We start from the raw sequence: 23,814 nt of genomic DNA, 5'->3' as shown, positions 1-23,814 counted from the left end.
CGAAGGCTGCACGGTTTTCAGATTCAGTCGCCGTAGATGTCCGACTTGAAGTACTTCTCGGAAATCTTCTGGTATTCGCCACTGGCACGAATGCCGTCGATGGCGGTATTCAACTGGCTGACCAGTTCGGTGTTGCCCTTGCGTACCGCAATCCCCGCGCCCTCGCCCACGTACTTAGGATCCTTCAACTCAGGCCCGACAAAGGCGTAACCCTTGCCGCGCGGCATCGACAGAAAGTCGTTCAGCGGGATGGTGTCGGCGAAGATCGCGTCGAGACGCCCGGCCGCCAGGTCCATGTAGATTTCTTCGTTGTTGCCGTAGCGCTTGACGTTGATGCCCTTGGGCTCGAACACCTCGGTGGCGTAACGGTCGGTGGTGGTTGCACGCTGCACGCCGACGGTCTTGCCCTTGAGGCTGGCGTACTGGTCGTCAACCGTGGCGCCTTCCTTCATCACCAGCCGCGACGAGGTGAAATAGTACTTGTGGGTGAAGTCCACCGATTTCTTGCGGTCTTCGTTGATGGTCATGGACGACAGCGCCATGTCGATTTTCTTCACTTTCAGGGAAGGGATCAGACCGTCGAACTCGCCCTCGACCCACACGCACTTGACCTGCATCTGCGCGCACAGGGCATTGCCGATGTCGTAGTCGAAACCGACGATTTCACCCTTGTCGGTTTTCGAGGCGAAGGGCGGATACGCCGCTTCGATACCGATGCGCAGGGTTTTCTCGGCGGCGAACGCGCTGCTGCACGCCAACAGGCTCAGTGCCAGACCGGTGATGAGGGGGAATTTCTTCATGTTCGTTCTCTCGCGGGTTGTTGTTGGTTTGGCAAGAAAGAAAAAAGCAGAAACGGGGAAAGACCTTTTTTTGTACTTGTAAATCCATACTGGACTTTTACGTACAAATCGTCAATTGGGCGAGACCGGTCATTTCCGGCCGATGGTCGGGGAAGTGAACTTGAGGGAGTTGGTGATTCGGCTGGCCTCTTCGCGAGCCAGCTCGCGAAGACTGGCTCTGGGTCGACAGAGCAATTACTGCTTCCAGCGATCCGCCGCCGCATGATCGCTGTCACGACCCTCAACCCAGCGCGGGCCGTCGCTGGTGTGCTCTTTCTTCCAGAACGGTGCGCGGGTTTTCAGGTAATCCATGACGAACGCGCAGGCGTCGAACGCCGCCTGGCGGTGGGCGCTGGCGGCGGCGACAAACACGATCGGCTCGCCCGGTTCCAGCGCGCCGATGCGGTGCAGCACTTCCAGCTTCAACAGCGGCCAGCGCTGCTCCGCCTCGATGGCGATCTTGCCGAGGGCTTTTTCGGTCATGCCCGGATAGTGTTCGAGGAACATCCCGGCGACATCGAGGCCATCGTTGAAGTCGCGCACGTAGCCGACAAAACTCACCACCGCGCCGACGCCGACATTGGCCGCGTGCATCGCGTTGACTTCGGCGCCCGGATCGAACGGTTCGGACTGCACCCGAATGCGCATGGCTCAGCCTCCGGTCACAGTAGGGAAAAACGCCACTTCGTCGCCATCGACCACCGGCTCGTCGAGCTGGCAAAGGTCTTCGTTGCGCGCGCACATCAGGTTCTGTTCGCTCAATACCTCGGCGCCCTCACGTTGCGCCAACAGCGCACGAACGTCATCGACGGTGGCAAAGTCACCCTCGACCTTCACCGAATCCACGCCCAGCGCCTCGCGGTAACGGGCAAAAAACTTCACGGTCAGGTTCATGGCTGCTCCGCCTGGAAATGCCCGCTCTTGCCGCCGACCTTTTCCAGCAGACGCACGCTTTCGATGGTCATGCCACGGTCCACGGCCTTGCACATGTCGTAGATGGTCAGGGCCGCGACACTGGCGGCGGTCAGCGCTTCCATTTCGACGCCGGTCTGCCCGGACAATTTGCAGCGCGCCACGATGCGTACCGCGTCGTCGCCTTCGGCACTGAGTTCAACCTTGACGCCGGTCAGCATCAGCGGATGGCACAGGGGAATCAGATCACTGGTTTTCTTCGCCGCCTGAATGCCGGCAATGCGCGCCACGGCGAACACGTCGCCCTTGGGATGGCCGCCGCTGACGATCATCTGCAGGGTGTCGGGCAGCATGCGCACCAGCGCTTGGGCCGTCGCTTCACGGAACGTCACGGCTTTTTCGGTGACGTCGACCATGTGGGCGCGACCTTGGGAATCGAGATGGGTCAGCACGGGATTACTCCTGATCAGGAGCGCCGATTGTAAACCCGAGGGTCAGAATTGCGCACATAAAAAACCGGGCGACGTTGCAGTCGCCCGGTTCGGTTTGGCGGTTACAGATGCGATTCGGCGTATTCGGCCAGAATCGAGCGAGGCACCCCTTGCAGGGTGATGTGCACACCGTTGGGGAAATCCTTGAAACGTTCGGTCAGGTAGGTCAGCCCGGAGCTGGTCGCGGACAGGTAAGGGGTGTCGATCTGTGCCAGGTTGCCCAGGCACACCACTTTGGAACCGGCGCCGGCCCGGGTGATGATGGTTTTCATCTGGTGCGGCGTGAGGTTCTGGCATTCGTCGATCAGGATCAGGCTCTGCTGGAAGCTGCGACCGCGAATGTAGTTGAGCGATTTGAACTGCAACGGCACTTTGCTGAGGATGTAGTCGACGCTGCCATGGGTGTTTTCGTCATCCATGTGCAAGGCTTCGAGGTTGTCGGTGATCGCGCCCAGCCAAGGCTCCATCTTTTCCGCCTCGGTGCCGGGCAGGAAGCCGATTTCCTGGTCCAGGCCCTGCACGCTGCGGGTGGCGATGATGCGCCGATAGCGCTTGCTGACCATGGTCTGCTCGATCGCCGCGGCCAGCGCCAGAATGGTTTTACCCGAGCCGGCGGCGCCGGACAGGTTGACCAGGTGAATGTCCGGATCCAGCAGCGCATACAACGCCAGGCTCTGATAGATGTCCCGCGGCTTGAGGCCCCAGGCTTCCTGGTGCAGCAGCGGTTCCTGGTGCAGGTCGAGGATCAGCAGCTTGTCCTCTTCGATCTCCTTGATCCAGCCGACGAAGCCTTGCTCATCAATGATGAACTCGTTGATGTGCACGGCTGGCAGGTTGTCGATCAATTGCACCTGATGCCAGGTGCGGCCGTGGTCCTGACGGGTTTCGACCTTGCTCACGCGGTCCCAGAAGGAGCCGGTCATGTTGTGATAGCCGTTGGGCAGCAGGGACACGTCGTCGACCAGTTGGTCGGTGCTGTAGTCCTCGGCGTCGATCCCGCAGGCGCGCGCCTTGAGGCGCATGTTGATGTCTTTGGTGACCAGCACCACCGGTTTGCTCGGTTCGCGGGTGTGCAGGTCGATCAGTTGGTTGATGATTTTGTTGTCGTTCAGATGCTCGGGCAGAATCAGGTTCGATTCGGCCTGCTTGCTCATCAGAATCGACAGCAAGCCCTTCGGGCCGCCCTTGCCGCGCTGGATCGGCACGCCCTGTTCGACGTCATCGGGTGAGGCATCGCCCAGGGTCTTGTCGATCAGCCGGATCGCCTGACGGCATTCGGCGGCCACGCTGTGATGCCCGCTCTTGAGCTTGTCCAGCTCTTCAAGCACGGTCATCGGGATCGCGACGTGGTGTTCTTCGAAATTCAGCAGGGCATTCGGATCGTGAATCAGTACGTTGGTATCGAGTACATAAAGGATTGGCTGGTTGGAGGAAGGGCTACGTCCGTGATCATCCATACTCGGTCACCTTTGTGGGAGCCATTCGACGCAATACCTCGGCGGTGCTGCGCCTCGAAGTGACTGCCGAATCCACCTGCACAGCTTTTGTCGGGATAGCAGGTGAACCGCACACAAACTGGGTCTTGGAAGACGCCACCTGTGTTGCAGGTTTCGGCGGTCTGACTTCGTAATACTCCAAAACCCGTGACAGAAAAAAGCACTTTGACGCTTTTTTGAAGTTTATTTTGCAAAGTGACGAAAAGCCCTTGGCGGACCGCCCTGCCCCCGTTAGAGTCGGAAGTCCGCCTGCATCGAATTCCTCAAAAAATTCATCCCAAGCCCAATGTTTCCGGGCTCTTGCCGTTTTTCAGCGAAACGCGTCCTGACAGTCTTCCCAGCCGATGCCGCTTTGCGCGGTTTGCGTGATCAGCCACGGCAACGCGGTCTTCACCGCATCCTGCTTCATGTTGAAATTGATCACCCCATGCCGCCACAGCAGCATCAGGGTCAGCACCCGCTGCGCACTCTGGCTGCCCTTGAGCTTGCCGGCACCGTCCTGGGCATCGATGTCCCACAGCGCCACTTGCAGGCCCTGACTGTTGAAGAAGCTGCGGGCATCGCTGCGACGTTGGCCTTCCGGTGGACGGAACAGCGGCACGTAGTTTTCCGGCAGCTTGTTCCTGACCAGATCGGCACTGCGCCGCACCGAATCCTGCCAGTCCTGCCAGTGGCTGTGCGAGCGGAACTCCCAGCCTTGCACGCCGACGCACTGCTGCGAAAACGCCGCTTGCAGGCTGCTGACGGAGCGGTCAGCCAGCCGCGCCTGAACATCCTTGCCCAACATGAAGAACGTGCCACTGAGGTTCGACTTGCGCAGGTACTCGGTGAGCCAGTCGGTGTTGTCCGGTTGCAGGTTGGCGGCGCTGTCGAAACTCAGCAGAAACAGGCGATCGTGCATGTCGTCGCCGTTGCGCTCGTAGTCTCCGAAATGATCGAGTTCGCTGCTGGTCTGCGGCGACAGCGCAGCCTTGCGCATCAGCTCATCGAGGTATTGCAGGTGGAAGACCCGGCTCGGTTCGGCCCACCTGGTGTAATAACTTTCGTCGCTGACCACGAATTTGGCGGCCTGCTCGCGCAGGGTCGGCAAGTCTTCGACGAGGAAGCAGAACGAAGCGTCCTGATCGCAGCTTTGCTGGGCGAAGTTGTAATTGGCGAGCAGGCGCTGCCACAGGCGCTCGCGCAGGCTGTTGATGGCGTCCAGATTGACCGTGCGCAGCCCCAGGCGCTGGGCCAGCGCCGCCTCATCCAGCGCTTCGGTACCGAGCAGGCCTCGGGCGAACATCAGGATTTCCGCCCGCGAGGCGACGTCGAACAGGGTCGGATTGTCGAGTTTTTCCGGCCAGGTACTGCGATCCAGCGTCGTGATGTCGCCCGGCGCCGCAACGGCACCGACGCTCAACAGCCACGCGGTGAAAAAAAGAACAATGCGCAAAGGGTGTCTCCGTTACAAAACCCGCGCCGCACTATAGCCGATCCGGCTGGCAAACCGCCGATCACCTATGGACGCGATAGCTGGAGTCATCCGCCCCAACCCCCTAGAATCGCCCCCACGATTAAAGGAGACGACTTCATGCTGATGGTGATTTCCCCCGCCAAGACCCTCGATTACGAAACACCGCCGGCGACCCAGCGCTTCACTCAGCCGCAATACCTCGACCACTCTCAGGAACTGATCCAGCAACTGCGCGAGCTGAGCCCGGCGCAGATCAGCGAACTGATGCACGTGTCCGACAAGATCGGCGGCCTCAACGCCGCGCGTTTCGGCAACTGGACACCGGCTTTCACCCCGGAAAACGCCAAGCAGGCGCTGCTGGCCTTCAAGGGCGACGTCTACACCGGACTCGACGCCCAGAGCTTCAGCGAAGCCGATTTCGACTACGCGCAACAGCACCTGCGCATGCTCTCCGGTCTCTATGGTTTGCTGCGTCCACTCGACCTGATGCAACCGTATCGTCTGGAAATGGGCACCAAACTGGCCAATGCCCGCGGCAAGGACCTGTACGCATTCTGGGGCACGCGCATCAGCGAATGGCTGAACCAAGCGCTGGCCGATCAAGGCGATGACCTGCTGCTGAACCTGGCGTCCAACGAATATTTCTCGGCAGTCAAACGCACGGCGTTGAACGCGCGGATCATCAACACCGAGTTCAAGGACCTGAAGAACGGCCAGTACAAGATCATCAGCTTCTACGCCAAGAAGGCGCGGGGCCTGATGAGCCGCTTCGTGATCCAGGAAAAAATCAACGATCCGACCCTGCTCAAACAGTTCGATGTGCAGGGTTATCGCTACAGCGCCGAGCAATCGAAACCGGATAATCTGGTGTTTCTACGCGATCACGCCCCCGAATAAAGCATGCCTAATGCACGACTCTTTATATGAAGAGTCGTGCAGCTCGCACGATGTCAAAAAACCCTCGCCCCATTCGCCATTTTACTGGCGCCAGAAAAACCTCCCTGTCTTTTCTAAGATTAGTTTCACTCGACACTGATCATTTTTTTCAGTAGTGGCACCTAAATTTTTTCACCGTAGTGGCATAAAACTATCTAACGTGATTTTCCGCCTGTTATTAAAGGTCGAAAACGAAACTGCTATCAAATTGATACTGGTGCCATCTCTGACAATATTTCAAGAAATTTCAGATTTCGCGATGAGCGGACAGGAACTTCGTCAGAATGCATAGCTCATACCACCGGTAACGATTCTCGCCGAGTTTGTACGAGATAACTTACGCGGAGCAGATGGCCATGTAACCAAGTTGTCACAGCAACTTGCCTAGATGACTAACTAGTCTCAAAACAGACGATGGACAGGAGATACGCACCATTAATATCCCCTACAAAGGCCATGGCCGCGCCCTTATAAACGTGCTCGCATGAGCACCCAACCGCTTGATTTACTGGACTTTCGTCCTGACATCGAGCGCGCAAGACGATTGCACAAGCGTCTTCTCCAAAGAAGATCGGCTGCATAACAGGGCACGTCATAACAACAAGGCCTGGTTGCGCACATCTTGAGTGCACTTATTTAGACACTCGGAACTTAAGTATGCCTGCACACGGCATTGTGACGCCTGTAAGTCACACTTTCGAGTGCACTAAAAACGCTGAACACCATTAACTCCGGCCCTCTAAGGCCTGATATATACAGAGGTAATTGCGATGCGCATCAGCATATTTGGTTTGGGTTACGTTGGCGCAGTATGTGCCGGTTGCCTGTCTGCTCGGGGCCACGACGTGGTGGGCGTCGATGTTGCCAAAGACAAGATCGACATGATCAACGCTGGCAAATCTCCCATTGTCGAACCGGGGCTGGGTGAGTTGCTGGCGCAAGGTATCCAGACCGGTCGTCTGCGCGGTACGACCAACTTCGCCGAGGCGATTCGCGACACCGACCTGTCGATGATCTGCGTCGGTACGCCGAGCAAGAAGAACGGTGACCTGGAACTGAATTACATCGAAGCGGTATGCCGCGAGATCGGTTTTGTCCTGCGTGAAAAGTCCACCCGCCACACCATCGTGGTGCGCAGCACCGTATTGCCGGGCACCGTGGCAAACGTTGTCATCCCGATCCTCGAAGACTGCTCCGGCAAGAAGGCCGGCGTCGATTTCGGCGTGGCAGTCAACCCTGAGTTCCTGCGTGAGTCCACCGCGATCGCCGACTACGACCTGCCACCGATGACCGTCATCGGCGAGTTCGACAAGGCTTCGGGTGACGTTCTGCAATCGCTGTACGAAGAACTCGACGCACCGATCATCCGCAAGGACATCGCCGTCGCCGAGATGATCAAGTACACCTGCAACGTCTGGCACGCCACCAAAGTGACCTTCGCCAACGAGATCGGCAACATCGCCAAAGCGGTGGGCGTCGATGGCCGCGAAGTGATGGACGTGGTCTGCCAGGACAAGACCCTCAACCTGTCCCAGTACTACATGCGCCCGGGCTTCGCCTTCGGCGGTTCGTGCCTGCCCAAAGACGTGCGCGCCCTGACCTACCGCGCCGGCTCCCTGGACGTCGAAGCGCCGCTGCTCAACTCGCTGATGCGCAGCAACGAATCGCAAGTGCAGAACGCCTTCGACATCGTTGAAAGCCACGACAAACGCAAAGTCGCCCTGCTGGGCCTGAGCTTCAAGGCCGGCACCGACGACCTGCGCGAAAGTCCGCTGGTGGAACTGGCCGAGATGCTGATCGGCAAGGGTTACGACCTGAGCATCTACGACAGCAACGTCCAGTACGCCCGTGTCCACGGCGCGAACAAGGACTACATCGAGTCGAAGATCCCGCACGTATCGTCCCTGCTCAACGCGGACTTCGATTCGGTGATCGACAACTCCGACGTGATCATCCTCGGCAACCGCGACGAGAAGTTCCGCGCCCTGGCCGAAGAAGCGCCGCAGGGCAAGCAGGTGATCGACCTGGTGGGCTTCATGTCCAAGGCCACCAGCGCCGGTAGCCGTACCGAAGGGATCTGCTGGTAACACAGCAGCAAGCCTCGAGCTTCAAGCCGCACGCCGTGAATCGGCGGGCGGCCTGAAGCCCCCATCACCTTCGGATGACGGTCATGTCCAAGCTCAAACATTTTTTTCTGCAATCCGCCGGCTGGCTTTTGTTTCTGAGCCTGCTGATGGGCCTGGCCCTGATGCTGCCCACGTCCACGTTCGACTCCGAGTCGAAGGACTTCATTTTCCTGATTGGCGCCGTGGGTATCTGGCGCTACTCGATGGGTGCCACGCACTTTGTGCGCGGCATGATTTTTCTCTACATCGTCTACCCGCATCTGCGCCGCAAGGTTCGCAAGCTGGGTAAGGCGGCGGACCCGTCCCATGTGTTTCTGATGGTCACCAGTTTTCGCATCGACGCGTTGACCACCGCGCAGGTTTACAGCTCGGTGATCCGCGAAGCCATCGACTGCGAACTGCCGACCACCGTGGTCTGCTCCATCGTCGAAATGTCCGATGAGCTGCTGGTCAAGGCGCTGTGGGCGCGGATGAATCCGCCAGACCGCGTGAAACTCGACTTCGTGCGCATCCCCGGCACCGGCAAACGTGATGGCCTGGCTTATGGTTTCCGCGCAATCTCCCGTCACCTGCCGGACGACCGCGCCGTGGTGGCCGTGATCGACGGCGACACCGTGCTCGGCGAAGGCGTGGTGCGCAAAACCGTGCCGTGGTTCCAGATGTTCGGCAACGTCGGCGGCCTGACCACCAACGAGTTCTGCGAAGTGCGCGGCGGCTACATCATGAGCGAATGGCACAAGCTGCGTTTCGCCCAGCGCCACATCAACATGTGCTCGATGGCCCTGTCCAAACGCGTGCTGACCATGACCGGGCGCATGTCGGTGTTTCGCGCCACCGTGGTCACCAACCCGGAATTCATCGCCGACGTCGAAAGCGACTCGCTGCAACACTGGCGCCTGGGCCGTTTCAAGTTTTTGACCGGCGACGACAAGTCGAGCTGGTTCAGCCTGATGCGTCTGGGCTACGACACCTTCTACGTGCCGGACGCCGCGATCAACACCGTTGAACACCCGCCGGAAAAGAGCTTCATCAAGGCCAGCCGCAAACTGATGTTCCGCTGGTACGGCAACAACCTGCGCCAGAACTCCCGAGCGCTGGGCCTGGGCGTGAAACGCCTCGGCGCCTTCACCTCGGTGGTGCTGTTCGACCAGCGCGTATCGATGTGGACATCCTTGCTCGGCCTGACCGTGGCGATCATCGCCAGCTTCAAGTACGGCACCGCGTTCATCCTGGTTTACCTGCTGTGGATCGGCATCACCCGTCTGATCCTGACGTTGCTGTTGTCGTGCTCAGGTCACCGGATCGGTCCGGCCTACCCGGCGATTCTCTATTACAACCAGATCGTCGGTGCGCTGGTGAAGATCTACGTGTTCTTCCGCCTCGACCAACAATCCTGGACTCGCCAACCCACTTCCCTGACCCGTGATCTCGCCAGCTTTCAACGTTGGTTCAACACCTGGTCGTCTCGGACCATGACCTTCTCCGCCGGCAGCATTTTCGTCGCCGTGCTGCTGCTGATGGTCTGACCTGCCCCTATTGAATTAACAAGGAAATCGCCCCCATGAATACCGCCGTCAACGCCAACGTAGTGCATGAATCCGAAGCCCAGCGCCAGCACGCCCGGGTGAAAATCCCGGCCAAGCTGCGTTTCTTCGGCCCCGACCGGACTCCGGTTGAAGCGCGGGTCCTTGACCTGTCCGCCGGTGGTCTGGCGTTCAACGCCGGACAACTGCCGCTGACCGTCGGCGAGGTGTACAAGGCGCGTCTGCAATTCGTCATCGACAACCTCGGCCTGGCCATGGACGTTGAACTGCAAGTGCGTTCCTACGACCGCCAGACGGGTCGTGCTGGCTGCCAGTTCCAGAACCTCGAGCCGCAGGACATTTCCACCCTGCGCCACCTGATCACTTCGCACCTGGCCGGCGACATCGTCAGCATCGGCGAAGTGTTGGCAACCCTGCAGCGCGACAACTTCACCAAGGCCCGCAAGGTCAAGGACGGCGACTCCGGCATGACCCCGTTCGGGCGTCTGAAAGCGGTGACGTTCAGCGCCGGTATCTTCGCGGTCGGCCTGGTGGCGGCGGGGTTCATTTTCAAATCGGTGTACAGCATGTACTTCGTCAGCCATGCGCAGGCCGGTCTGGTCAGCGTGCCGGGGATGAACATCACCATGCCGCGCGACGGCACCGTACAGAGCCTGGTCAAATCCGACGGCATTGCCGCCAAGGGCGCCCCACTGGCGACTTTCAGCACCAGCATGCTCGACGTACTCAAAGGTCACCTGGAAGAAGATCAACTGTCCCCGGCCAAGGTTGAAGAACTGTTCGGCAAACAGATGACCGGCACCCTGACCTCCCCTTGCGATTGCACCGTGGCCCAGCAACTGGTGGCTGACGGTCAGTACGCCAGCAAGGGCGACGTGATCTTCCAACTGGTGCCGCGCAACACCCAGGCCACCGTCGATGCGCGCTTCTCCTATCGCCAGTTCGGCGACGTGCGTCCGGGCACCCCGGTGAGCTTCCAGATCGCCGGCGAAGACAAGACCCGCACCGGCAAGATCGTCAGCAGCACCAGCCTGAAAAGCGCCGACCTGTCCTCCGACATCCGCGTGCAGATCCAGCCGGACGAGCCGCTGGACAGCCGCTTTGCCGGCCGCCCGGTGGAAGTCAACAGCGACCGTGGTCCGAACCTGAACTGGCTGATCGACAAAGCCATGGCTGCCGGTCTTTAAGTCGAGGACATGCCCGTGACGAGCCCTATCAGAATCCTGCCGGTCCCGCTGACGCTGGCCATGGCAATCGCCCTGGCCGGTTGCGCCGGCCTGCCCGACCAGCGTCTGGCCAACGAAGCGCTCAAGCGCGGTGACACCGCGACCGCCGCGCAGAACTACCGTGCGCTGGCCGACCTGGGTTACAGCGAAGCCCAGGTGGGCCTTGCCGATATCCAGGTCGACAGCCGCGACCCGGAACAAATGAAACAGGCCGAAGCCACCTACCGCGCCGCCGCCAGTGTTTCGCCGCGTGCCCAGGCCCGACTCGGCCGTTTGCTGGTGGCCAAGCCCGGCTCCACCGAAGCCGAGCATCAGGAAGCCGAAAGCCTGCTGAAAAAGGCCGCCGCCAGTGGCGAAGGCAACACGCTGATCCCGCTCGCGATGCTGTACCTGCAATACCCGCACAGCTTCCCGAACATCAACGCGCAGCAACAGATCGATCAGTGGCGCAAATCCGGTTACCCGGAAGCGGGTCTGGCCCAAGTGTTGCTGTATCGCACCCAGGGCACTTACGACCAGCACCTGGATGACGTGGAAAAGATCTGCAAGGCCGCGCTCAACACCACCGACATCTGCTACGTCGAGCTGGCCACGGTCTATCAGAAACGTGGCGCGCCGGAGCAACAGGCCGAGCTGATCAAACAACTGCAGGCCGGTTACAGCCGCGGCACCGTCAGCGCTCAACGGATGGATTCGGTGGCCCGTGTGCTGGCCGATTCGACCCTGGGCAAGACCGACGAAAAAACCGCGCAGTCGCTGCTCGAGCCCATCGCTCCGGGCTACCCGGCGTCGTGGGTCACCCTTGCGCAACTGCTCTACGACTTCCCGGAACTGGGCGACGTCGACCAGATGATGAAGTACCTGGACAACGGCCGCGCCGCCGACCAGCCGCGCGCCGAACTGTTGCTGGGCAAGCTCTACTACGAAGGCAAACTGGTCCCGGCCGACGCCAAAGTCGCCGAGGAACATTTCCAGAAAGCCCTCGGCCGTGAAGTCGCCGCCGATTACTACCTCGGCCAGATCTACCGCCGTGGCTACCTGGGCAAGGTCTATCCGCAGAAGGCCCTCGACCATCTGCTGACCGCTGCGCGCAACGGCCAGAACAGCGCCGACTTCGCCATCGCCCAGCTGTTTTCCCAAGGCAAGGGCACCAAGCCCGACCCAGTCAACGCCTACGTGTTCAGCCAGTTGGCCAAGGCGCAAAACACCCCGCAAGCCGATGAGCTGGCGACCACCCTCGCCGCGCAACTGCCGCCCGAGCGTCTGGCCGAAGCCCGGCGCCTGCTGCAACAGGAGCAGGCGGCCCGTGGCGCCCTGAACCAGAACACGCTGCAACTGCACGCCCTGCAAGAAGAAGACGGCGAGGAAAAACTATGAAATTGAATCCCTTTGTGAAGGCCGGTATTGGCCTCACGTTCGCGCTGATCTGGTCTTGCCCGACCCTGGCCGCGATGACGGAATCGAAGAACTTCGGCCTCGAAGTGAAAATCACCGGCCAATCCGAAGACGACCGCGACCTCGGCACCGCCAGCGGCGGCGACGTCAACGGCCTCGGCCTCGACCTGCGCCCGTGGGTCTACGGCGAAAGCGGCGCGTGGAGCGCCTACGCCATGGGCCAGGCCGTGACCTCGACCGACATCATCGAGACCGACACCCTGCAGCAGTCCGACAGCGAAGGCACCCAGACCACCGACAACGGCGACCGCAAGACCAAGAAAAACTACCTGGCGATGCGCGAGTTCTGGGTCGGCTACAGCGGCCTGACGCCCTACCCCGGCGAGATCCTCAAGTTCGGTCGCCAGCGTCTGCGCAATGACGACGGCCAGTGGCGCGACACCAACATCGAAGCCCTGAACTGGACCTTCGACACCACCCTGCTGCGCGCCAACGCCGGTGTCGCCGAACGCTTCAGCGAATACCGCACCGACTTGAAAGAGCTGGCACCGAAAGACAAGGATCGCCTGCATGCCTATGCCGATGCCGCTTACCAGTGGACGCCGGGGCAATGGGTCGGGATTCGTGGTCACCACACCCACGACGACGGCAAACTCGATTACGCCGAACCAGGCGTACCGCGCGACTCGCTGGATAAAACCCAGAACGGCGACCTCAGCTGGCTCGGCCTGACCGCCGACAGCGACGCCTACAACTGGCGCAACACCAACACCGTCAACTACTGGGGCAGCATCACCGGCATGAGCGGCGACCGCGACACGGTCAACGCCCTCAACGCCGATGGCACCCGCCCGGCCCAGGCCAAGCGCAGCGACAACGTCGACGGCTGGGCCACCGACATCGGTGTGCGCCTGCGCCTCGATCCGCAATGGCAGGTCGGTGCGGCGTATGCCCGTGCCAGCGCCGATTACGAACAGAACGGCCTGGAAAGCAACCGCTCGAACTACACCGGTACACGTTCGCGCGTACACCGTTTCGGCGAGGCCTTCCGTGGCGAAATGAACAACATGCAAACCGCCACTCTGTTCGGTTCCTGGATGCTCAACGACCAGTACGACGCCAGCCTGATCTACCACAAGTTCTGGCGCGTGGACGGCAACAAGCCGGTGGGCAGCAATGGCATCAACGCCGTGGAAAACAACACCGACGACGTCACCGGCGCGATCCTTTCCAGCACCTCGCTGCCACTGCAGGACGGCAACAAGGATCTGGGCCAGGAAATGGATCTGGTGGTCACCAAGTACTTCAAGCAAGGCTTGCTGCCGGCAGCGCTGAGCCAGTCGATCGACGAGCCGTCGGCGCTGGTGCGTTTTCGTGGCGGTGTGTTCAAGCCGGGTGACGCCTATGGCAGCCAGGTCGATTCGTACATGCACCGCGCGTTCATCGACGTGATCTGGCGCTTCTGATGCTGACCGCCAAGGGAGTGCCCGACATGAACAGTGCCCGCAAAGGCTCACTCTGCCTGCTGGCCGGCGCGATGCTGCTGGCCTCGGCCGGCGCCTTCGCCAGTGTGGAACCCACCAAGCCGGTGACCACTGCCAAAGAGCTGCAACAGGCCAAGACCTACACCGTCAGCAGCGCGCCGACCGAAGCGCTGGAACTGGCCAAGCCGACATTGCCCGACCTCTCCGGCTACACCGCCGAAGCCGCCGCCGCGAAAATCGTGCGCAGCAAACCGGGCAAGATCAGCGTGCGCCGGATGATGCAGGAAGACGCCCTGAAGGACTTCATCGGCGGCGACAACAAGATGGCCGAATGGGTGGTGCGTCAGCACGGTATCCCGCAGGCGATCTTCGTCGACGACGGCTACATGAACCTGAAAGAGCTGGCGCAGAAACTGCCCAAGCAGTACTTCAGCGAAACCTCGCCGGGTGTCTACTTGGCCAAGTTGCCGATCGTGGTCGGCCGTAAAGGCATCCTCGAAATCGACGGCCAGACCCAGGAGTTGCGCCTGTCCCAGGAGGCCGGTTCGTTCCTGGTCAACGACGGTCAGTTGTTCGTGCGTGACACCAAGGTCACCGGCTGGCGCGAGAAGGAAAACGGCCCGGCGACCTTCCGTTCGCCGAAGGAATTCCGTCCGTTCCTGCTGGCCTGGGGTGGCACCGAGACCTACATCGTCAACAGCAAGATGGCCAGCTTCGGCTACGCCAACAGTAAGTCCTACGGCGTGAGTATTTCCCAGTACACGCCAAACATGGCCAAGGTGCTCAAGCGTCCCGAGCCGACCGGCTGGATCGTCGGCTCCGAGTTCTCGGACATGTGGTACGGCTTCTACTGCTACGAGACCCGCGACTTCGTGGTCAAGGGCAACACCTACAAGGACAACATCGTCTACGGCATCGACCCGCATGACCGCTCCCACGGTCTGATCATTGCCGAGAACACGGTGTACGGCACGAAGAAGAAGCACGGGATCATCATTTCCCGTGAGGTGAACGACAGCTTCATCTTCAACAACAAAAGCTACGACAACCACCTCTCGGGGCTGGTGATCGACCGTAACAGCGTGAACAACCTGATCGCCTACAACGAGATCTACAAGAACCACACCGACGGCATCACCCTCTACGAGTCCGCCGACAACCTACTGTGGGGCAACAAGGTCATCAGCAACAAGCGCCACGGCATCCGCATTCGTAACAGCGTGAACATCCGCCTCTACGAAAACGTCGCCATGGCCAACGGCCTGACCGGCGTCTACGGGCACATCAAGGACCTGACCGACACCGACCGTGACATCAAGCTCGACCCGTTCGACGCCCAGGTTTCGCTGATCGTGGTCGGCGGTGAACTGGCGGCCAACGGCAGCGGTCCGCTGTCGATCGATTCGCCCTTGAGTGTCGAGCTGTATCGCGTGTCGATGCTGGCGCCGACCAAATCCAGCGGCATCAGCTTCAACGGCATCCTCGGCGAACGCCAGGATGAAATTCTCGACCTGCTGGTGCGCCAGCAGAAAGCCGTGCTGATCGACCCTGTCGAACGCCAGACCGAATTGCAGGACTGAGGATACTTTTATGCACCCACACTTGATCAAATTACTCAGCCTGTCGGCCCTGACCGTGGGCATCCTGGCGGCCAGCAACGGCGCCCGCGCGGACGAAGTGAAAGCGCCAACGTTCACCGCTGAACCGTGCTGCAACCTGTGCCCGGCCGCCCATGACGCGAAGAACTACACCACGCGTTATCAGCAGAACTTCACCACCCTGGTGCAGGCCCAGGGCGACTGGCTGTTCCGGACCCAGGAAGACCTGCGCACCGAGTTCAATACCACCCCGTCCGGCTACAAACGCCTGCAACAGCTGCACGATGCGTTCAAGGCCAAAGGCGTCGAACTGGTGATCGTCTACCAGCCGACCCGAGGCCTGGTGAACCGCAACAAGCTCAACCCGGCGGAAAAAGCCGCGTTCGATTACGAGAAAGCGCTGGGCAACTACAAAACCATGCTCGGCCGTTTCGCCAAGATGGGCTATGTAGTGCCGGACCTGTCGCCGCTGACCAACGAATCGCTGCCGGAGACCCTGCCCGCCCACGACTTCTACTTCCGCGGCGACCAGCACTGGACCCCATACGGCGCCCAGCGCACGGCAAAAATCGTCGCTGAGAAGGTCAAGCAGATCCCGGCCTTCGCCGACATTCCCAAGCGTGAGTTCGAAACCAAACGCTCCGGACGCATGGGCAAGACCGGCACCCTGCACAACATGGCCGGGCAATTGTGCGGCACCAGTTACGCGATCCAGTACATGGACCAATTCACCACCGAGCCGAAAGGCGAAGCCGGTGACGGCGACCTGTTCGGTGACTCCGGCAATCCGCAAATCACCCTGGTCGGCACTTCGCACAGCGGCAAGAACTACAACTTCGCCGGCTTCCTCCAAGAAGCCATCGGTGCCGACATCCTCAACGTCGCCTTCCCCGGCGGCGGTCTGGAAGGTTCGATGCTGCAGTACCTGGGCAGCGACGAATTCCAGAAGACTCCGCCGAAAATCCTTATCTGGGAATTCTCGCCGCTGTACCGCCTCGACCAGGAAACCATCTATCGCCAGATGATGGCGCTGCTCGACAACGGCTGCGAAGGCAAAGAGGCGCAAATGTCCGCCAGCACCACGCTCAAGCCGGGCGGCAAACAAGAACTGCTGGTCAACAGCAAGAACCTGAACCTGCAGAACAGCAACCATCAGGTCGACATCCGCTTCGCCGACACCTCGGTGAAAACCCTGCAAGCCACCCTCTGGTACATGAACGGTCGCCACGAGGACATCAAGATCGAGAAACCGGAAACCTCCGAAACCGACGGTCGTTTCGCCTTTGAGCTGCGCACGGACGAAGACTGGGCCTCGCAAAACCTGCTGGCGGTCGAAGTCCAGGGCCCGGAAGCGGGCACCGCGCCACAGAAAGTCGAAGCGAAAATCTGCAAACGCAACGTATTCCCGGGCGCTGGGCAACAAACCGCTCAGGTCGGGCAATGAGGTCTGCTATGCGAAATCCGAAACTGAACACTCTTCTGGCGCCGACACTGCTGGGGCTGGCGATCTTCGCCGGCACTGCGCAGGCCGCCGCGCCGCTGCGTCCTCCTCAGGGCTACTTTGCACCTGTGGATAAATTCAAGACCGGCGACAAGAGCGAAGGCTGTGATGCGATGCCGACGCCCTACACCGGCCCGCTGCAATTTCGCAGCAAGTACGAAGGCTCGGACAAGGCCCGCGCGACGCTGAACGTGCAATCGGAAAAAGCTTTTCGCGACACCACCAAAGACATCACCACCCTGGAGCGCGGCACCGCCAAGCGAGTGATGCAGTTCATGCGCGACGGACGCCCGGAACAGCTGGAATGCACGCTGAACTGGTTGACGGCGTGGGCCAAGGCCGACGCATTGATGTCGAAAGACTTCAACCACACCGGTAAGTCGATGCGCAAATGGGCGCTGGGCAGCATGGCCTCTTCGTACATTCGCCTGAAGTTCTCCGACTCCCATCCGCTGGCCCAGCATCAGCAGGAAGCGCAGGTGATCGAAGCCTGGTTCAGCAAGATGGCCGATCAGGTGGTCAGCGACTGGGACAACCTGCCGCTGGAAAAAACCAACAACCACTCGTACTGGGCCGCGTGGTCGGTGATGGCGACGTCGGTTGCGACCAACCGCCGCGATCTGTTCGATTGGGCGGTCAAGGAATACAAGGTCGGCGCCAATCAAGTCGATGCCGACGGCTTCCTGCCGAACGAACTCAAGCGCCAGCAACGCGCCCTCGCCTATCACAACTACGCCCTGCCACCGCTGGCGATGATCGCCAGTTTCGCCCAGGTCAACGGTGTCGATCTGCGCCAGGAAAACAATGGCGCGCTCAAACGCCTGGGGGACCGGGTACTGGCCGGGGTGAAGGATCCGGATCAGTTCGAGAAGAAGAACGGCAAAGAGCAGGACATGACCGACCTGAAAGAGGACATGAAATTCGCCTGGCTCGAACCGTTCTGCACCCTCTACACCTGCCCGCCGGATGTGCTGGAGAAGAAGCACGGCATGCAGCCGTTCAAGACTTTCCGCCTCGGCGGCGACCTGACCAAGGTCTACGACCCGTCCCATGAAAAGGGCAACAAAGGCAGTTAGTCGCTGATCGGCTGATCGTTCCCACGCTCCGCGTGGGAATGCAGCCCGGGACGCTCCGCGTCCCAAAGCGTGACGCAGAGCGTCACAAGAGGCATTCCCACGCAGACGGTTCGACGTGGGAACGATCGTAGCTCTCCAGTTTTCAGTGGGGGGTTTGGGGGGGCTTTGGCCCTTGACTGTTGGTTCAAACATGGAGAGATCGGGATGGTATTTTCATCCAACGTGTTCCTGTTTCTGTTCTTGCCGATCTTTCTCGGCTTGTACTACCTGAGCGGGCAACGCTATCGCAACCTGCTGCTGCTGATCGCCAGCTACGTGTTCTACGCGTGGTGGCGGGTGGACTTCCTGGCGCTGTTCGCCGGCGTCACCCTGTGGAACTACTGGATCGGCCTGAAAGTCGGCGCCGCCGGCGTGCGCACCAAACCGGCCCAGCGCTGGCTGCTGCTCGGCGTGGCGGTGGACCTGTGCATCCTCGGCTACTTCAAGTACGCCAACTTCGGGGTCGACAGCATCAACGCGATCATGACCTCCATGGGACTTGAGCCGTTCATCCTGACCCACGTACTGCTGCCGATCGGTATCTCGTTCTACATCTTCGAGTCGATCAGCTACATCATTGACGTCTATCGCGGCGACACCCCGGCCACCCGCAACCTGATCGACTTCGCGGCGTTCGTGGCGATCTTCCCGCACCTGATTGCCGGCCCGGTGCTGCGCTTCCGTGACCTGGCCGACCAGTTCAACAACCGCACCCACACCCTCGACAAGTTCTCCGAGGGCTGCACGCGGTTCATGCAGGGTTTCATCAAGAAGGTCTTCATCGCCGACACCCTCGCCGTGGTGGCCGACCATTGCTTCGCCCTGCAAAACCCGACCACCGGCGATGCCTGGCTCGGCGCGCTGGCCTACACCGCGCAGCTGTATTTCGACTTCTCCGGTTACAGCGACATGGCCATCGGCCTGGGCCTGATGATGGGTTTCCGCTTCATGGAAAACTTCAAGCAGCCGTACATCAGCCAGTCGATCACCGAGTTCTGGCGCCGCTGGCACATCAGCCTGTCGACCTGGCTGCGTGACTACCTGTACATCACGCTTGGCGGCAACCGCAAAGGCACGCTGATGACCTATCGCAACCTGTTTCTGACCATGCTGCTCGGTGGTCTGTGGCACGGCGCGAACATCACCTACATCGTCTGGGGTGCGTGGCACGGCATGTGGCTGGCGATCGAAAAAATGCTCGGCCTCAACACCGCGCCGCGCAGCCTCAATCCGATCCGCTGGGCGCTGACGTTCCTGCTGGTGGTCATGGGCTGGGTGATCTTCCGCGCCGAGAACCTGCACGTTGCCGGCCGCATGTACGGCGCGATGTTCAGCTTCGGCGACTGGTCGCTGTCGGAACTCAATCAGGCCAGCCTCACCGGCCTGCAAGTGGCGACCCTGGTGGTGGCTTACGTGACCCTGGCGTTCTTCGGCCTGCGTGATCTGTACACCAACCAGCCGCCAGCCAAGACCAAACCTGAGGTCAACGTCGAGGCCAATGGCCCGGCCACAGCGACGCCGGGAATGATCAAGGCAGCCCCGGGCGAAAACCCGGCGAGCATCCACGAGCCTGGCTACACCGTCGGCGTCGAAGCCCAGGTGCAACCGGCCTACTGGACCGCGGACTGGTCGCGCTACGTAATGCGCGGGCTGATCCTGCTGCTGTTCATCGCCTCGATTCTCAAACTCTCGGCGCAAAGCTTCTCGCCGTTCCTTTACTTCCAGTTCTGAGGGATCTGACATGACCCGCTCATTACGCATCTTCTACATCGCACTGTTTCTGGTGACCCTGCTGGTGCTCGGTCTGTGGTCGGTGCGCAGCTTCTTCGGCTTCAGCACCAACGCCGATGCGACGGTGCTCAACGGCCGCTGGACCAAAGCCGTGGAAACCCACTACGACGATGAATTCCCGATCAAGCGTCTGGGCACCAACCTCTGGGCCGCGCTGGATTTTAAACTGTTCAACGAAGGTCGTCCGGGCGTGGTGCTCGGTCGCGATCAGTGGCTGTATAGCGATGAGGAATTCAACCCGATCGTCAACGAAGAGCTGAACCTGCAAGGCAACTACGCGCTGGTCGAAGGCGTGCGCCAGACCCTGAAAGAGAAAGGCGTGAAACTGGTGATGGCGATCGTACCGGCCAAGGCCCGCCTGTACCCGGAACACCTGGGTGAAGTGAAACCGGCGAGCATCCACGCCAACCTCTATCAGGACTTCCACGCCCGTGTCGCGGCGGACAAGATCCTCGCCCCCGACCTGCTCGGCCCGCTGCAAAAGGCCAAGCAGAACGGTCAGCAAGTGTTCCTGCGCACCGACACCCACTGGACGCCTGAAGGCGCGGAAATCGCCGCCAACACCCTGGCCAGGACCATCGCCGACAAGTTCCCGCTCAGCGGCGAGCCGCAAAACTTCGTCACCACACCGGCGGAGAAAGTCACGCACAAGGGCGACCTGCGTCTGTTCCTGCCGCTGGATCCGCTGTTCGAAAACCTGATGCCGGCCAAGGAACCGCTGCAAAAGCGCAACACCGTAGCCGTCGAGCAGCCTGCCGGGGACGACGCCCTGTTCGCCAACAGCGAAGTGCCGGTGGCCCTGATCGGCACCAGCTACAGCGCCAACCCGAACTGGAACTTCGTCGGGGCGCTCAAGCAAGCGCTGCACAGCGACGTGGTCAATTACGCCGAAGATGGCCACGGCCCGATCCTGCCGATGCTCAGCTACCTGAAAAGCGATGACTTCAAGAACAGCCCGCCACAGGTGCTGATCTGGGAGTTTCCTGAACGATATCTGCCTGTGAACAACGAAATCGGCGACGCCGACCCACAGTGGGTCGCAGAGCTCAAACAAGCCGGTGCTCGCCAACAAAACGTAGCCATCAACACTAAATCCGAGACGCCCGATCGGGCGCAAAACTGAAAGAGAGGTAACACCATGACTTTCACTACAACTCCTCGTCGTCTCGCCAAACGCATTGCTCTGGTTGCGGGTCTGAGCGTGCTGTCGGTCCAGGCGTTCGCCGGTGGCGACGCTGCGCTGTACGGCCCGACCGCACCGAAAGGCTCGACCTTCGTGCGCGTCTACAACGCCAGTAACGCTGAAGTCAGCGCCACCGTCGGCAGCACCCATCTGAGCGACGTCGCGCCGCTGGCCAGCAGCGACTTCAGCTTCATGCCGGGCGGCGACTACAGCGCCAAGGTCGGCAGCCAGACCCTGCCGGTGAAACTCGCCGGCGATCACTACTACACCCTGGTCAACAACGCTTCCGGCGCGCCGCAACTGATCGAAGAACCGCCGTTCAAGAACAAGCAGAAATCCCTGGTGCGCGTGCAGAACCTCAGCGACAAGTCGCTGACCCTGAAGACCGCCGACGGCAAGACCGACGTGGTGCCGAACGTGGCCGCCAAGGGCCGTGGCGAGCGTGAAATCAACCCGGTGAAAGTCAGCCTGGCCCTGTACGAAGGCGACAAGAAAGTCGGCGACGTGAAACCGGTGGCCCTGGAGCGTGGTGAGGCAGCCGTGCTGTACGTCACCGGCAATGGCAGCAACCTGTCGCCAGTCTGGGTGAAACGCCCGGTGTCGACCCGCTAAGCACATGAAACCGGGCAGCCGTCGCTGCCCGGTACGGAATAACAACAAGAGTGAAACGACACAGCGTTCGTGCCTCTAACCAATCGATTTTATGGAGTAAACAATATGATTCCGGTGATCTTGTCAGGTGGTAGCGGCTCACGTCTTTGGCCGCTTTCGCGCAAGCAGTTTCCCAAGCAATTCCTCGCCCTGACCGGCGAACACACATTGTTCCAGCAAACCCTCGAGCGCCTGGTGTTCGAAGGCATGGACACCCCGATCGTGGTCTGCAACAAGGATCACCGCTTCATCGTCAACGAGCAGTTGGCCAGCCGCAATCTGGAATGCCAGCGGATCCTGATGGAACCCTTCGGTCGCAACACCGCGCCGGCCGTGGCCCTGACCGCGATGATGCTGGTCAATGAGGGTCGCGACGAACTGATGCTGGTGCTCCCGGCCGACCACGTTCTCGAAGACCAGAAAGCCCTGCAACGTGCGCTGGCCCTGGCCACCGTCGCTGCTGAAAACGGCGAGATGGTGCTGTTCGGCGTGCCGGCCACCAAACCGGAAACCGGTTACGGCTACATCAAGTCCACCGGTGATTCGCTGCTGCCGGAAGGCGTCAGCCGCGTCTCGCACTTCGTGGAAAAACCCGACGTCAAACGCGCCACCGAGTACGTCGAGTCCGGCGGTTACTACTGGAACAGCGGCATGTTCCTGTTCCGCGCCAGCCGTTTCCTCGAAGAGCTGAAAAAGCATGATCCGGACATCTACGACACCTGCCTGCTGACCCTCGAGCGCAGCCAGCAGGATGCCGACACCGTCACCCTGGACGAAGCCACCTTCGCCTGCTGCCCGGATAACTCCATCGACTACTCCGTGATGGAAAAGACCCAGCGCGCCTGCGTGGTGCCGCTGACCGCCGGCTGGAGCGATGTCGGTTGCTGGTCGTCACTGTGGGAGGTCAACGAGAAGGACGCCAACGGCAACGTCAGCAAGGGCGACGTGGTGATCCAGGACAGCAAGAACTGCATGATCCACGGCAACGGCAAACTGGTGTCGGTGATCGGCCTGGAAAACATCGTCGTGGTCGAAACCAAGGACGCCATGATGATCGCCCACAAGGACAAGGTCCAAGGCGTCAAGCAGATGGTCAACACCCTCAACGCTCAGGGCCGCAGCGAAACCCAGAACCACTGCGAGGTCTACCGTCCGTGGGGCTCCTACGACTCGGTGGACATGGGCGGGCGCTTCCAGGTCAAGCACATCTCGGTCAAGCCGGGCGCGTGCCTGTCGCTGCAGATGCACCACCACCGCGCCGAGCACTGGATCGTGGTCAGCGGCACCGCCGAAGTGACCTGCGACGAGAACGTGTTTCTGCTCACTGAAAACCAGTCGACCTACATCCCGATCGCCTCGGTCCATCGCCTGCGCAACCCGGGCAAGATTCCGCTGGAGATCATCGAAGTGCAGTCGGGCTCGTACCTGGGCGAAGACGATATCGAGCGCTTCGAAGATATCTACGGTCGCTCCACCCCGATCGAACGCGGCGTCTCGGTGAAAACCATCGCGCAGTAAGCGTTTCGTAACAAGAAGCCCCCGTGCAACCCGCTGCGTCCCCTATCCGCAGCGGGTTGGGCGGGGGCTTTTTGCTGACGCTCATGCAGCCCGGGAAGCCCCGGCCTGTACTTTTTTATGCCAGGTACTGACTTTTACCGATCCGGGAATTTTGATTTCAAGCGTTCCGTGGAATGACTTGTCGAGACTGTCCAACATTGTCCGTGCATTCATTCTTCCCACCTGCACCGGACTGATTCCCGAATTGCCTATCAGCAATGCCTTCAACTCTTTCAATCGGCCTCTGATCATCGGAACTGCGCTCAAGTCGGATGAGTGCTTCGGATCTAGTACATCCGGAGAAGCAAAAAACTCCAGGCTGTCGTAGCTGTCACCTAAGGCGCTCCTGAGTGCATTGTCGTCCTCAAGGTCATACTCTGCAAAATGCGTCATGCCCGCTAGAAATCTGCGCTCGTTCACTTCTCCGTTTATGGATTGTCTAGTCCTGAAATAGGTTTACACCTGTTTCACCCCAACGCCCGATGCATCGCATCGGGCGTTTTGTATTTCAAC

General features: G+C 60.5%; 20 protein-coding genes. 13 read left to right on the top strand and 7 right to left on the bottom strand.

All coding sequences use genetic code 11. The features are described from left to right. Positions 1-23: 23 nt before the first annotated feature. The 6 genes from ACKJSM_RS18505 to ACKJSM_RS18480 form a co-directional block, all read right to left on the bottom strand. Complete coding sequence (locus tag ACKJSM_RS18505; protein ID WP_236178230.1) at positions 24-800, bottom strand: ABC transporter substrate-binding protein; 777 nt, start codon at positions 798-800, stop codon at positions 24-26. A 234-nt stretch (positions 801-1,034) separates the two neighbouring features. Then, positions 1,035-1,487, bottom strand: coding sequence for a molybdopterin synthase catalytic subunit MoaE (moaE, locus tag ACKJSM_RS18500; protein WP_410238510.1), 453 nt, complete (start codon positions 1,485-1,487; stop codon positions 1,035-1,037). Between the two features lie 3 nt (positions 1,488-1,490). Further along, on the bottom strand, positions 1,491-1,733 hold the full coding sequence (locus ACKJSM_RS18495) for a MoaD/ThiS family protein (protein ID WP_085608143.1): 243 nt from the start codon (positions 1,731-1,733) through the stop codon (positions 1,491-1,493). Further along, positions 1,730-2,203, bottom strand: a complete 474-nt coding sequence (gene moaC, locus ACKJSM_RS18490) for a cyclic pyranopterin monophosphate synthase MoaC (RefSeq protein WP_339485778.1) — start codon at positions 2,201-2,203, stop codon at positions 1,730-1,732. Before moaC ends, ACKJSM_RS18495 begins: the two co-directional genes overlap by 4 nt. A 101-nt stretch (positions 2,204-2,304) precedes the next feature. After that, positions 2,305-3,699 carry a PhoH family protein gene (locus tag ACKJSM_RS18485; protein ID WP_011332563.1) on the bottom strand — a complete coding sequence of 465 codons (1,395 nt, stop codon included), beginning with the start codon at positions 3,697-3,699 and terminating at the stop codon, positions 2,305-2,307. 349 nt (positions 3,700-4,048) lie between these two features. Then, the gene (locus tag ACKJSM_RS18480; RefSeq protein WP_410238509.1) at positions 4,049-5,173 is read right to left on the bottom strand and encodes a polysaccharide deacetylase family protein; all 1,125 of its coding nucleotides are present in this window, start codon (positions 5,171-5,173) and stop codon (positions 4,049-4,051) included. A gap of 138 nt (positions 5,174-5,311) precedes the next feature. Between ACKJSM_RS18480 and yaaA the strand changes: the two genes are divergently transcribed. The 13 genes from yaaA (at position 5,312) to ACKJSM_RS18415 (ending at position 23,262) form a co-directional block, all read left to right on the top strand. Then, positions 5,312-6,091, top strand: coding sequence for a peroxide stress protein YaaA (yaaA, locus tag ACKJSM_RS18475; RefSeq protein ID WP_410238508.1), 780 nt, complete (start codon positions 5,312-5,314; stop codon positions 6,089-6,091). A gap of 809 nt (positions 6,092-6,900) precedes the next feature. Then, positions 6,901-8,217, top strand: a complete 1,317-nt coding sequence (locus ACKJSM_RS18470) for a nucleotide sugar dehydrogenase (RefSeq protein WP_230735577.1) — start codon at positions 6,901-6,903, stop codon at positions 8,215-8,217. 83 nt (positions 8,218-8,300) lie between these two features. Next, entirely contained in the window at positions 8,301-9,782 is a 1,482-nt protein-coding gene (gene alg8, locus ACKJSM_RS18465; RefSeq protein WP_236178225.1) for a mannuronan synthase, read from the top strand. A 35-nt stretch (positions 9,783-9,817) separates the two neighbouring features. Further along, positions 9,818-10,987, top strand: a complete 1,170-nt coding sequence (locus tag ACKJSM_RS18460; protein WP_236178224.1) for an alginate biosynthesis protein Alg44 — start codon at positions 9,818-9,820, stop codon at positions 10,985-10,987. 9 nt (positions 10,988-10,996) lie between these two features. After that, positions 10,997-12,403, top strand: coding sequence for an alginate biosynthesis TPR repeat lipoprotein AlgK (gene algK / locus ACKJSM_RS18455; RefSeq protein ID WP_410238507.1), 1,407 nt, complete (start codon positions 10,997-10,999; stop codon positions 12,401-12,403). Beyond that, on the top strand, positions 12,400-13,887 hold the full coding sequence (locus ACKJSM_RS18450) for an alginate export family protein (RefSeq protein ID WP_339485796.1): 1,488 nt from the start codon (positions 12,400-12,402) through the stop codon (positions 13,885-13,887). Before algK ends, ACKJSM_RS18450 begins: the two co-directional genes overlap by 4 nt. Before the next feature lie 26 nt (positions 13,888-13,913). Continuing rightward, a complete protein-coding gene (algG, locus tag ACKJSM_RS18445) occupies positions 13,914-15,485 on the top strand; it encodes a mannuronan 5-epimerase AlgG (RefSeq protein ID WP_410238506.1) in 1,572 nt (523 codons plus the stop codon). Positions 15,486-15,495: 10 nt separating this feature from the next. Further along, on the top strand, positions 15,496-16,947 hold the full coding sequence (locus tag ACKJSM_RS18440; protein WP_236178220.1) for an alginate O-acetyltransferase: 1,452 nt from the start codon (positions 15,496-15,498) through the stop codon (positions 16,945-16,947). Between the two features lie 8 nt (positions 16,948-16,955). After that, complete coding sequence (locus tag ACKJSM_RS18435) at positions 16,956-18,080, top strand: mannuronate-specific alginate lyase (RefSeq protein WP_339485799.1); 1,125 nt, start codon at positions 16,956-16,958, stop codon at positions 18,078-18,080. A 204-nt stretch (positions 18,081-18,284) separates the two neighbouring features. Beyond that, complete coding sequence (locus tag ACKJSM_RS18430; protein ID WP_064593528.1) at positions 18,285-19,850, top strand: MBOAT family O-acyltransferase; 1,566 nt, start codon at positions 18,285-18,287, stop codon at positions 19,848-19,850. 10 nt (positions 19,851-19,860) lie between these two features. After that, positions 19,861-21,033: an alginate O-acetyltransferase gene (locus ACKJSM_RS18425; RefSeq protein ID WP_410238505.1), complete on the top strand. Its 1,173-nt coding sequence runs from the start codon at positions 19,861-19,863 to the stop codon at positions 21,031-21,033. Positions 21,034-21,048: 15 nt separating this feature from the next. Then, entirely contained in the window at positions 21,049-21,705 is a 657-nt protein-coding gene (locus ACKJSM_RS18420) for an alginate O-acetyltransferase AlgF (protein ID WP_236178217.1), read from the top strand. Positions 21,706-21,810: 105 nt separating this feature from the next. Then, positions 21,811-23,262 carry a mannose-1-phosphate guanylyltransferase/mannose-6-phosphate isomerase gene (locus ACKJSM_RS18415; RefSeq protein WP_011332549.1) on the top strand — a complete coding sequence of 484 codons (1,452 nt, stop codon included), beginning with the start codon at positions 21,811-21,813 and terminating at the stop codon, positions 23,260-23,262. A gap of 81 nt (positions 23,263-23,343) precedes the next feature. Here the strand turns inward: ACKJSM_RS18415 and ACKJSM_RS18410 are convergent, their stop codons facing one another. Next, complete coding sequence (locus ACKJSM_RS18410) at positions 23,344-23,721, bottom strand: hypothetical protein (RefSeq protein WP_410238504.1); 378 nt, start codon at positions 23,719-23,721, stop codon at positions 23,344-23,346. Between the last annotated feature and the right edge of the window lie 93 nt (positions 23,722-23,814).

This window comes from Pseudomonas sp. PHC1 (genome assembly GCF_046487845.1).
Classification (GTDB): Bacteria; Pseudomonadota; Gammaproteobacteria; order Pseudomonadales; family Pseudomonadaceae; genus Aquipseudomonas; species Aquipseudomonas sputi.
Note: the sequence above shows the minus strand (reverse complement) of the source record. Positions and strands in the feature narration are given on the sequence as shown.

What these genes read in the sequence shown, in the direction of transcription:
- ACKJSM_RS18435 (WP_339485799.1), top strand. Translation starts at nt 16,956, where the DNA reads ATGCGAAATCCGAAACTGAACACTCTTCTGGCGCCGACACTGCTGGGG.
- alg8 (WP_236178225.1), top strand. Translation starts at nt 8,301, where the DNA reads ATGTCCAAGCTCAAACATTTTTTTCTGCAATCCGCCGGCTGGCTTTTG.
- ACKJSM_RS18470 (WP_230735577.1), top strand. Translation starts at nt 6,901, where the DNA reads ATGCGCATCAGCATATTTGGTTTGGGTTACGTTGGCGCAGTATGTGCC.
- ACKJSM_RS18495 (WP_085608143.1), bottom strand. Translation starts at nt 1,733, where the DNA reads ATGAACCTGACCGTGAAGTTTTTTGCCCGTTACCGCGAGGCGCTGGGC.
- ACKJSM_RS18440 (WP_236178220.1), top strand. Translation starts at nt 15,496, where the DNA reads ATGCACCCACACTTGATCAAATTACTCAGCCTGTCGGCCCTGACCGTG.
- algK (WP_410238507.1), top strand. Translation starts at nt 10,997, where the DNA reads ATGCCCGTGACGAGCCCTATCAGAATCCTGCCGGTCCCGCTGACGCTG.
- ACKJSM_RS18505 (WP_236178230.1), bottom strand. Translation starts at nt 800, where the DNA reads ATGAAGAAATTCCCCCTCATCACCGGTCTGGCACTGAGCCTGTTGGCG.
- ACKJSM_RS18420 (WP_236178217.1), top strand. Translation starts at nt 21,049, where the DNA reads ATGACTTTCACTACAACTCCTCGTCGTCTCGCCAAACGCATTGCTCTG.
- ACKJSM_RS18430 (WP_064593528.1), top strand. Translation starts at nt 18,285, where the DNA reads ATGGTATTTTCATCCAACGTGTTCCTGTTTCTGTTCTTGCCGATCTTT.
- ACKJSM_RS18460 (WP_236178224.1), top strand. Translation starts at nt 9,818, where the DNA reads ATGAATACCGCCGTCAACGCCAACGTAGTGCATGAATCCGAAGCCCAG.
- algG (WP_410238506.1), top strand. Translation starts at nt 13,914, where the DNA reads ATGAACAGTGCCCGCAAAGGCTCACTCTGCCTGCTGGCCGGCGCGATG.
- ACKJSM_RS18425 (WP_410238505.1), top strand. Translation starts at nt 19,861, where the DNA reads ATGACCCGCTCATTACGCATCTTCTACATCGCACTGTTTCTGGTGACC.
- ACKJSM_RS18450 (WP_339485796.1), top strand. Translation starts at nt 12,400, where the DNA reads ATGAAATTGAATCCCTTTGTGAAGGCCGGTATTGGCCTCACGTTCGCG.
- moaE (WP_410238510.1), bottom strand. Translation starts at nt 1,487, where the DNA reads ATGCGCATTCGGGTGCAGTCCGAACCGTTCGATCCGGGCGCCGAAGTC.
- yaaA (WP_410238508.1), top strand. Translation starts at nt 5,312, where the DNA reads ATGCTGATGGTGATTTCCCCCGCCAAGACCCTCGATTACGAAACACCG.
- ACKJSM_RS18485 (WP_011332563.1), bottom strand. Translation starts at nt 3,699, where the DNA reads ATGGATGATCACGGACGTAGCCCTTCCTCCAACCAGCCAATCCTTTAT.
- ACKJSM_RS18415 (WP_011332549.1), top strand. Translation starts at nt 21,811, where the DNA reads ATGATTCCGGTGATCTTGTCAGGTGGTAGCGGCTCACGTCTTTGGCCG.